The following is a 7,633-nucleotide window of genomic DNA, read 5'->3' as shown; positions in this document are numbered from 1 at the left end:
CGCACGCTCAATTCGGTACTCTCTGGATCCGAACCCGGGCCGGTCTCCTCGGTAGGCCGGCTGATGTTCACCGAGTTCGAGAAGCGGTTACACGAGCTCGCGGTCGACATCATCGGCGCCGCCGCCACTCTTGCCCCTGCCGATCCGCATTCGGTGCAGCGCGGTCGTTGGGTAACCGGTTTCCTGGCGACGCGGGCTTCGACGATCGGTGCGGGCACCGCCGAAATCCAGCGCAACACCATCGCTGAGCAAGTCCTCGGATTGCCCCGTGACGACGTGACAGCCAAGTAACGACGCAGCCATGCCCCATGTTTGTGAAGTCAGATGAAACGATGATGAAACAGGAGTGATGACCATGACCTCGGCGAGCACATCGGAGGCGACATCCGATCGCTTTGCGGCCGCGACCGCTTTCGAGATTGATTCCGCCGATCTGGAGAAGGATCGTGCCGCACTGGGGGTATGGGCCGCCGCGCGCGGCCAGGAATTGATCTCAACCGCGACCCCGGAAGCGATTCGCAACTTTGCCCACGGTTATGGCGACGACAACCCTTTGTACTGCGATCCGCACTACGGGGCCGGTACCCGCTGGGGTTCTCAGGTGGCCCCGCAGATCATGGCTGCCGTACTCAACGCGCCGCTGCTGGGGGACAAGTTACCCAAGGAACTGAGGGGCGGTAGTTACCGCGGTATCCACGCCTTCGTTTCGGGCGGCACCTGGGAGTGGTATCGACCGGTCTACCCGGGTGACACGCTGTACAGCTTCACGGGTCTGGAGTCGGTGGAGGAGAAGCAGTCCGAGTTTGCCGGACGTTCGGTGATCCGTGTGCTGCGCGACGTGAAGATGAATCAGCACGCCGAGGTGGTTGGCGTCTACCGGACCCTGGTCATCTACACCGAGCGCAAGAAGGCCCGGGAGAAGGGCAAGTACAGCGCCATACCGGAGCCGGAGTACACCGACGATGACATCGCGAAGCTGGATGAGATCTACGCCGCCGAGCAGGTCCGTGGTGGCGATCCCAGATATTGGGAGGATGTCGCGGTTGGTGACTCGCTGGGCACCATGGCCAAGGGCCCGCTGACAACCACCGACATCATCGTCTTCCATGCGGGCGGCTACGGCTTTGTCCCGTATGGCCTCAAGACCGGCCGGTTGGCCTGGCAGAACCGTAATCGCATCCCCGCCTTCTACATCAAGAACCCCTTGGGTGTGCCCGATGTCGCCCAGCGCGTGCACTGGGACTCGGAGTGGGCAAAGGCGATCGGCAACCCGCGTGCCTACGACTACGGCGTACTTCGGGAATGCTGGATTCACCATCTGCTGACAGAGTGGGTTGGCGACGGTGGCTTCATCGTCCGGCAGCATGACGAGATCCGAAAATTCAACTACGAAGGTGACATTCAGTATCTGACCGGAAGTGTGATCGGCAAGCGTCAAGATGACGACATGATGCTGGTCGACGTCTCCGTCGAGGTGACCAACCAACGGGGTGAATCGACCGCGACGGCGGAGGCGACCATCTCGCTGCCCAGCCGTGAGCTCGGCGCGGCGTTGTTACCCGAGCCGCCCAGTGAGCTCAAGCGCGATGCATTGCGGATGTTCGCCCGCCATGGCGAGCTCGCCCGCCGCGGTTCATGACAGAGGCCGGTGCCGACGGAGTGCGCTGCGAGTTCGACGGCGCGGTCTTGCACCTCATCCTTGACCGACCGGAGATGGGGAACGCTCTTCGCGGCCAGGACTGTGTCGACGCGGTCGCGATACTGGACGCGGTTGATCGCAAGGGCGATGCACGCGCCGTCCTGATCCGTGGCGAAGGTAAGCACTTCTGCACAGGCGCGGATCTCGTGAGTGCAAATGACCCCGACGGCAAGCCTCGCGTGGGGCACCTGGCCCGCTCGTTGGCTGCCGGACCGCACCGGTTGATATCGGCGTTGTGGAACTGCCCGGTCCCCACCATCAGCATGGTGCATGGTCGAGCAATGGGCCTCGGGATGCACCTCGCCGTCGCTTGCGACTTCACCGTCGCAGCTGAGAGTGCCCAATTCACGGCGCCATTCCGCAGCCGCGGCTTCTCGGTCGACAGTGGCGGATCATTCCTCCTGCAGCGGCTCGTGGGGCTCCGCCGCGCACGACAACTGTTGCTGCGCGGTATAACGATCGACGGATCCACCGCCGCTGACTGGGGCCTGGTCGATACTGCCGTGCCGGCGCAATCCCTTCTGGCCGAGGCCAACTCGCTCGCCGCTGAGCTCGCCGCTGGACCCACCTTTTCCCTTGGGCACACCAAACGCCTGCTCAATAGATTCGGATCGGGCGGCATCGACGACGCATTGACGGCTGAGGCGGCATCGGTCGAGGTGACCGTCCGAAGTGGCGACTTCAAAGAGGGTCTGCGCGCGTTCGCCGAACGGCGCGAACCTAGATTCGATGGAAACTGAGCATGAGATACGGAGCATCATGAACCTCACCCTCACCGACGAACAGCAGGAATTGGCGCGCAGCTCCGCTGCATTCCTCCAAAAACGCTCACCGGAGTCAGAGGTGCGCCGACTGATGGACAGCGGGGGCGCAGCCGACCCAGTCGTGTGGGCCCAGATGGCCGATCAGTTGGGTCTACAGGGGCTGGTCATTCCTGAGGAATTCGGCGGCGGTGGATTCGGCCTGAGTGATTTCGCTCTGGTGGCCGAGCAGACCGGTGCTGCGCTGCTGGTCTCTCCGCTGCTCTCGACGGTGATGGCGGCAACCGCTCTGATGTGGTCCGACGACAACGAACTCAAGAGCCGCTATCTACCCGGGTTGGCCTCTGGCGAACTGGTCGGCACCCTCGCATTGGCAGAGGCGACAGGGCGGTGGGACGCCGATGCGGTAACCGCCGTCGCGACCGGCGGTGGCACCGACACGACCGTCACCGGAACAAAGATGTACGTTCTCGACGGTCAGTTCGCCGACATCTTCGTCGTCTCCGCACGGGACGGCGAGGGCGTGGGACTCTTCGTCGTCGACATGGATGCGCCGGGGGTCTCGGTCACTGCACTGGAGACTCTCGATCTGACCCGCGCCCAGGCCATGGTGAATTTCACCGACACGCCGGCTTGCCGCCTCAGCGGCACCGAGGTGTTCGACCGGACGCTGGCAACCGCCGGCATCCTGCTGGCTGCCGAACAGGTAGGCGGCTCGCAACGCTGCCTCGACATGGCCGTCGACTACGCCAAGATCCGGGTGCAGTTCGGCAGGCCGATCGGCAGCTTCCAGGCGATCAAGCACAAGTGCGCGGACATGCTCATGGCGGTTGAGTCAGCCCGTTCCGCTGCGTATCACGCCGCGGCTGTGCTAGACGACACAAACGAAAGCCCTCTGGTGGCAGCCGCGCTGGCACAGGCTTATTGTTCGGCCACCTACACCAAGGTTGCGGGCGAGAACATCCAGATCCACGGTGGTATCGGATTCACCTGGGAGCATCCGGCGCAGCTTTACTACAAGCGCGCCAAGAGCACGGAGTTGCTTTTCGGCGATCCCTCGTGGCAGCGCGAGCGCCTCGCCGCCTTGGTTGGAATCTGAGTCCGGCGAATCGGGAACACCATGACGACCTCCGGTCCCGACGAAGCACTGTTTACCGTCGCCGACAACATCGCCGAGATAACCCTGAACCGGCCCGAGCGCGGCAATGCGCTCACCTCCTCGATGATGCAGTGGTTCCGCCACATCTGGCGGCAAATCGCGGACGACCCGGAGATCCGGTGCGTGGTGATCACCGGAGCGGGCGATAGGCACTTCTGCACCGGCGCCGACCTGGGTCACGTGAGTGCGAACGGCTCGGTAGGTGCCGGACTGGGTCGCGCGAAGCAGGAGGTCTTCTTCACGTCCAGGCAGAACGACGTCTGGAAGCCGACGGTGTGCGCAGTGAACGGAGTCGCCGCCGGAGGCGGACTGCATTTCGTCGTCGACGCCGATATCGTCGTGGCCTCCACCGCCGCACAGTTTCTCGATACCCACGTCAACGTCGGCATGGTTGGCGGCATTGAGAATGTCGGACTGGCCAAACGCCTACCCCTGGGCACCGCGCTGCGGATGACGCTGCAGGGCCGCAACTTCAGGCTTACCGCGGAACGGGCCTACGCGCTTGGACTGGTAGACGAACTCGTTGCTCCCGAGGATCTGCTGAACACCGCCCGCCAGATCGCGGGGGATATCGCGCAGAATTCGCCGCACGCAGTGTCGCTGTCGCAGCAGGCCGTGTGGAGTGCCCTGGAGATGCCGTACTCCCAGGCGGTCGAATACAGCTACGGCCTCGTCAAGGATCAATGGCAACATCCCGATTTCGTGGAGGGTCCGCGAGCCTTCGCCGAACGGCGGGCACCGCGCTGGCAACCATGAGCACATCGCCGCCCGATCTGCTCGACCTTCTCATGCCCGCGCGATCCGACGCCGGGAATGCTCTTGTGGACGGCGAAATGGTCATCAGCCATCACCAGTTGTCCGCCGTGGTGCAGGCACGCGCAGTCGCCCTGGCCGCACATGGCGTCGGACCGGGTGACTGCGTGGTGGTCATAGCGCCGAACTGCTCGGCCACCATCGAGCTCTATCTTGCATGTCTGCTCATCGGAGCAGTCTGGTCCGGCGTCAACCCTGCCGCGCCGGCGGCCGAACGGGAACGGCAGTGCGGGATCGTCGGACCGGCGCTTGTGGTCACAGCCGATCCCGCGGCCGCACCGCATGGTCTGCGATGCATCGACCTCGCCGCGCTCACCGCCGAAGGACTCGACGCACATTGGGAACACCCACGTCCGCCATTGGACGCACCGTGTGCGATCGCGTTCACCAGTGGCACCACCGCCGCACCAAAGATTGTCCGGCACAATCGGTCGGCTGTGTCGCTGGCAGCTGCGGCGTACGCCCGCCGGCTGACCCCTTCCGACCGTGTCGGTATCGCCTTGCCGCTGAGTATTCACAACGTGATGGTGGTGGCCGGCGTGGCCACTCTGGTTGCCGGCGCAACCGCGGTCGTACTCGACAGGCTCAACGCATCAGGTGTCGCGGACGCCTGTCGCCAGCTTCGGCTAACCCTCGTCAATGCCGTGGTTCCGACGACCATTCATGATCTGGTGTGCGATGACGCGATTGCGGCAGGTTCGCTGTCCTCTCTGCGGTATGCAGGCACGGGTGCGGCGGGTCTGAGCGAGGATCTGCGGGCATCCTTCGAAGCCAAGTTCGGTGTTCGGCTGTGCTCCTCCTACGGGATGACTGAGGCACCCGGGCCGGTCTGCGCCGAGGACCCGGCCCAGCTGCATCGGTCCGGTTCGAGCGGTGTGGCACTTGAGCATGTATCGATCTGGGCGAGTGACGACAGTGGACGACGACTGCCCGACGGCGAAAGTGGGGAGTTATGTGTCGGTCCAGCTCCGACAGGCCGCTGGGCAGGACTGTTCAACCAAACCTTGCGCACCGGCGATATCGGTCGAGTCGAGGCTGACGGATCGGTTCACGTGGTCGGGCGCAGAGGGAACGTGATCGTGCGCGGCGGCGTCAATGTCAATGCCGGAGAGCTGGAGGCTCTGCTGATCGCAATACCGGATGTGCGCGACATCGCGGTTGTGGGGGAGCCCGACGGTCGCCTGGGTGAGCGGATCATCGCGTTCGTAGAGGTGAACGCGGAAACCAGCCCGGAACCCGAAGCGCTTCGCCGCCAGGCCCGTGCCCTGGTCGCTCATGGCAGAGTTCCCGACGAATTCGTCATCGTGGCGGCTCTGCCCCGCAATGCGATGGGCAAAATCGAGCGCCCGCGGCTGCTACGCCCGTCATCCTCCCCGCCGAAGTGACGTTTTCACTGCGCCGCCTTATCGGCGGGTCATCACATCATTAACGTCGACGACAAGGTCAGTTCGGGTGCGCTATGCGCCCGTCGGTGAGGAGCAGCGAGATGCGCGACCCGTCGGTCGGGGCTGACCTTCGCGCGGTGATCCGCAGTCAACTCACGCTGCCTGCGATCTGCGCGCCCATGTTCCTGGTGTCGGGTCCGGAACTTGTTGCTGCAGCCTGCAAAGCCGGCCTGGTAGGAGCACTGCCGCGGCAGAATGCGCGCACCGTCGAGGAATTCGAGGGATGGCTGCGTGACATCCGCGTGGAGTTGGATGCGTTCGCGGACGCGAACCCGGATGCCCCCATCGGTCCGCTCGCGGTCAACATGGCCACCCGATTCGATGATGCTGAGCTGAACCGGCACCTCGACCTCTGTTCCCGTTACGGCGCCACCATCGTGATCTCGGCGCAGGGAAATCCGGCCGAGTTGGCCAAGCGGGTTCATGATTGGGGCGGGGCGATCTTTCACGATGTCACTTCGCTGCGCTTCGCCGAAAAGGCGATCGAGGCCGGGGTCGACGGCTTGAACTGCATCGGGGCCGGCGGTGGCGGACATTCCGGCACGATGAGTCACCTGGTCATGATCCCCAAGATCCGCAGCATGTTCGACGGCGTCATCGTGCTTGCCGGGGCTGTGTCCAACGGCGCGGTGATTCGGGCGGCGGAGGTCCTGGGCGCTGATCTGTCCTACCTCGGCACCAGGTTCATCGCCACCCGGGAATCACGAGCCAGCGACGAGTACAAGGCGATGCTCGTGCGGGGCGGCGCCGATGATCTGATCTACACCGCCGACATAGCGGGCGTGGCCGCCAACTGGATGGTCGAATCCATCCGCGCGGTGGGTTTGGACCCCTCGAATCTCCCGAAGCCACCGGATGGCCGGATGGGTTACGGCCACCTGCCGGCTGAGGTGAAACCGTGGAAGAACCTCTTCTCGGCGGGGCAGGGTATGGCCCTGATCGATGACATTCCCTCGGTCGCCGAACTCGTCGGACGGCTTCGGGACGAATACGTAGACGCCTGTGCAACACCTGATATGGCAAACGCCGCCGCGAGAAGATGATCGGAGCATCACGATGACTGGAAGCACTGTGGAAACCTTGGCGAGCCGCCACCGCGAAGTGGCCGCACGACTGTTGCCCAAGGTCGAACTGGTGATCGGCGGTGAGCGTCGAGCGATCGGCGGCGGGGGCGTCTACGAACACGTCAACCCGTCGACCGGGCTGGTCCAGGCCGAGGTGCCGATGGCCAGCGGAAAGGATGTCGATGAGGCCGTCGCCGCTGCTCGCCGGGCGCTGCCCGGGTGGCGGAACACCAAACCCACCCAACGGCGCGACATCCTCGCCAAGTTCGCCGACTTGATCAGGGACTATGAGCACTGGGCGCCGATCTCCGTCATCGAGAACGGGATGCCGATGGTGTGGGCGTCGACATTCGCCGGGTACGCCTATGACTGGACGTCCTACTACGCGTCCTGGGCCGACAAGCTGACCGGCGAGGTCAGCATCGCCGACAGCGACGAGCTCGTCTACACCATGAGCGAACCGTACGGCGTGATCGCCAGCATCATCACCTGGAACGCGCCCCTTTTGTCACTGGTGATGAAGTTGCCGGCTGCGCTGGCCGCGGGTAATACGATCGTCCTCAAGCCAGCCGAGTTCACCCCCTTCACGCCGATGATTTTTGTGGAATTGGCGCGCGCCGCCGGCATTCCGGACGGTGTCATCAACGTCGTCCCGGGCGGCAACGAGGCGGGCGAGGCACTGGTGCGCCATC

At 64.3% G+C, this 7,633-nt stretch carries 8 protein-coding genes; all 8 read left to right on the top strand.

The window, feature by feature from the left end; translation table 11 throughout:
- The coding region (locus ACR2JI_RS06870; RefSeq protein WP_526389334.1) for an acyl-CoA dehydrogenase family protein at window positions 1-291 on the top strand (291 nt) is incomplete at its 5' end.
- 64 nt (window positions 292-355) lie between these two features.
- Entirely contained in the window at window positions 356-1,639 is a 1,284-nt protein-coding gene (locus ACR2JI_RS06865; protein WP_526389333.1) for an FAS1-like dehydratase domain-containing protein, read from the top strand.
- Window positions 1,636-2,439 (top strand): enoyl-CoA hydratase/isomerase family protein, encoded by an 804-nt coding sequence (locus ACR2JI_RS06860; RefSeq protein ID WP_526389332.1) that lies wholly within the window; start codon window positions 1,636-1,638, stop codon window positions 2,437-2,439. The genes ACR2JI_RS06865 and ACR2JI_RS06860 overlap by 4 nt, the downstream gene beginning before the upstream one ends.
- The gene (locus tag ACR2JI_RS06855) at window positions 2,429-3,559 is read left to right on the top strand and encodes an acyl-CoA dehydrogenase family protein (RefSeq protein WP_526389331.1); all 1,131 of its coding nucleotides are present in this window, start codon (window positions 2,429-2,431) and stop codon (window positions 3,557-3,559) included. The genes ACR2JI_RS06860 and ACR2JI_RS06855 overlap by 11 nt, the downstream gene beginning before the upstream one ends.
- Before the next feature lie 21 nt (window positions 3,560-3,580).
- Window positions 3,581-4,375, top strand: a complete 795-nt coding sequence (locus ACR2JI_RS06850) for an enoyl-CoA hydratase/isomerase family protein (protein ID WP_526389330.1) — start codon at window positions 3,581-3,583, stop codon at window positions 4,373-4,375.
- On the top strand, window positions 4,372-5,817 hold the full coding sequence (locus ACR2JI_RS06845; protein WP_526389329.1) for a class I adenylate-forming enzyme family protein: 1,446 nt from the start codon (window positions 4,372-4,374) through the stop codon (window positions 5,815-5,817). The genes ACR2JI_RS06850 and ACR2JI_RS06845 overlap by 4 nt, the downstream gene beginning before the upstream one ends.
- 101 nt (window positions 5,818-5,918) lie before the next feature.
- Window positions 5,919-6,920 carry an NAD(P)H-dependent flavin oxidoreductase gene (locus ACR2JI_RS06840; RefSeq protein ID WP_526389328.1) on the top strand — a complete coding sequence of 334 codons (1,002 nt, stop codon included), beginning with the start codon at window positions 5,919-5,921 and terminating at the stop codon, window positions 6,918-6,920.
- A gap of 13 nt (window positions 6,921-6,933) precedes the next feature.
- Window positions 6,934-7,633: aldehyde dehydrogenase family protein (locus ACR2JI_RS06835; RefSeq protein WP_526389327.1), on the top strand; the 700-nt coding region annotated here is incomplete at its 3' end.

It is taken from the genome of Mycobacterium sp., from assembly GCF_051006775.1.
GTDB lineage: Bacteria > Actinomycetota > Actinomycetes > Mycobacteriales > Mycobacteriaceae > Mycobacterium.
The sequence above is the reverse complement of the archived record's forward strand: the minus strand, read 5'-3'. Positions and strand labels throughout refer to the sequence as shown.